The organism is Ochrobactrum sp. SFR4 (assembly GCF_019730395.1).
In the GTDB taxonomy this organism is placed as follows: Bacteria; Pseudomonadota; Alphaproteobacteria; order Rhizobiales; family Rhizobiaceae; genus Pseudochrobactrum.
The window spans coordinates 1-247 of record NZ_JAAPBB010001148.1 but is presented as its reverse complement, the minus strand read 5'-3'; the positions used below and the strand labels follow the sequence as shown (position 1 = coordinate 247).

Here is a 247-nt window from a genome sequence, read left to right as displayed (position 1 = left end):
ATGCCTGAATTTCCTGTGCCCATTCTTTAGCTGTCCAGTCTTTCCCGTCAAAGTGGCCGCAGCCATGGCTGGCGATTTCATGGCCTTCCAGATTGGCTTTCCATACCTGATCAAGACGGGTGGCAATTTCTGCTTTATCCTGCGCAAAGCCGACATTGGAGCGGCCTGCTTTCATACGCGGCGGCTGATACTGTGTGCGGTCGGCACGTTCCAGATAAAATACGCAGGAGAGGAAATAGGTAAAACG

1 pseudogene is annotated in these 247 nt (G+C 52.2%); it reads right to left on the bottom strand.

The features are described 5' to 3' along the window. Positions 1-247: pseudogene (locus HBA93_RS22640) on the bottom strand (polysaccharide deacetylase family protein); the annotation flags it as partial.